2 protein-coding genes are annotated in these 1570 nt (G+C 68.0%); both read left to right on the top strand.

What is annotated here, in order from left to right; translation table 11 throughout:
- Positions 1–71 precede the first annotated feature (71 nt).
- A complete protein-coding gene (locus AB0M20_RS42625; protein WP_364307114.1) occupies positions 72–503 on the top strand; it encodes a hypothetical protein in 432 nt (143 codons plus the stop codon).
- Between the two features lie 81 nt (positions 504–584).
- Entirely contained in the window at positions 585–1520 is a 936-nt protein-coding gene (locus AB0M20_RS42630) for an NAD(P)-dependent oxidoreductase (RefSeq protein WP_364307116.1), read from the top strand.
- The last annotated feature ends 50 nt before the right edge of the window (positions 1521–1570 follow it).

Below are 1570 nucleotides of genomic sequence, written 5' to 3' on the forward strand. Positions count from 1 at the left end.
AGGCCTACAGACAGCAGATCTTTGATCGTGCCAAGAAGCATGTCGAGTACGGCTAAGCTCGCAGCGAGATCGTGCGGGCCGAAGCTCAGCGGATCGTCGCGGAATTCCTCGCGGCTGCCACCAGTGGCCGGACCGAAGAGCTGGTACGCCTGCTCACCAAGGACGCCAGCGCCATCGGCGACGGCGGAGGGAAGGTTCCGGCGCGCACCAAGGCGTTCGAGGGGGCCGCCGCGGTCGCGAAGTTCGTGCGGGGCCTGGTCAAGCCCGCCGAGGTCAAGCGCGCCATCGTCGGCGGGTCGCCCGAGATATACGCCTGGGCCGCCAATGGCGAACCCGCCGTGGTGGCCGTCGTGGCGGGCCGGGTCGTCGCCATCATGTGCCTGGAGGTCACCACCGAGGGCATCGCTTCCTGCCGTACCCAGGCAAACCCCGACAAGCTCGAACGCGCGACCGAGCAATGGGCGGCGGCCGAGCATGGGGAGCCCGTGCTCATCATGACCTGAATCACCGTTGGCTCCTGTCAGGAGTCGGCAGGCCATCCGGTTCAAGTGGCGAATCCGAACCGGAGAGCAAGGGAGCCGACGATGAGAGTACTGGTGGCAGGCGCGACCGGAGCGCTGGGAAAGGAGTTGTTGCCGCGTCTGGTCGATGCGGGACACGAGGTGTACGCCATGATCCGCAGCGAATCCAGCAAGGCCAGGGCAGCACAGTTGGGCGCGGTACCGGTCATCGCCGATGCGCTGGATCGCGCCCAGGTCGAGGCGGCCGTACGCGAGGCGGCCCCGGAGGTGATCGTCGACCAGCTGACCGCCATCGGGGCCATCGACACCCGTCATTTCGAACGCAGCTTCGCCGCCACCAACCGGCTGCGGATCGAGGGCACCGACAACCTGCTCGCGGCCGCACGCGGCGCAGGGGTATGTCGGTTCGTCGCCCAGAGCAACGGCGCGTTCACCTACACGCGGACCGGCGGGCCGGTCAAGAACGAACAAGATCCCCTGGATCGCTCACCGATCGTCCAGATGGCTCCGATGATCTCCGCGATCGAGCACTTGGAGAAGGCCGTGCTGGGCGCCGCGTGGACCGAAGGGATCGTGCTGCGCTACGGCGCGTTCTACGGACCCGGCACCTCCATGGCGCCGGGCTCCGCGCAGCTCGAGATGATCCGCAAACGCAAGTTCCCGATCGTCGGTGACGGCGGCGGGGTGTGGTCGTTCGTCCACATCGCCGACGCCGCCGAGGCCACGGTCGTAGCGGTGGAGAACGGTGGCCGCGGCGTCTATAACATCGTCGATGACGACCCCGCCCCGGTCGCCGAATGGCTGCCGGAACTGGCGGCGAAGCTGGGCGCCAAGAAACCGATGCGCGTGCCGCGGTTCATCGGACGGCTGGCCGCCGGACAGGCCGGCGTCGTGCTCATGACCGAACTGCGCGGCGCATCCAACGCCAAGGCCAAGCGCGAGCTGGGCTGGCACCCGACACACCCCACCTGGCGCCAAAGCCTCCAGGTTGTGCAGTGATTGGCTGAGCGTCGCTCGGTCGAAGGGCAGCCATCCGGCCGGATGGCTGC

Origin of the sequence: Actinoplanes sp. NPDC051633, assembly GCF_040681735.1 — a bacterium.
Classification (GTDB): domain Bacteria; phylum Actinomycetota; class Actinomycetes; order Mycobacteriales; family Micromonosporaceae; genus Actinoplanes.

What these genes read in the sequence shown, in the direction of transcription:
- AB0M20_RS42630 (WP_364307116.1), top strand. Translation starts at nt 585, where the DNA reads ATGAGAGTACTGGTGGCAGGCGCGACCGGAGCGCTGGGAAAGGAGTTG.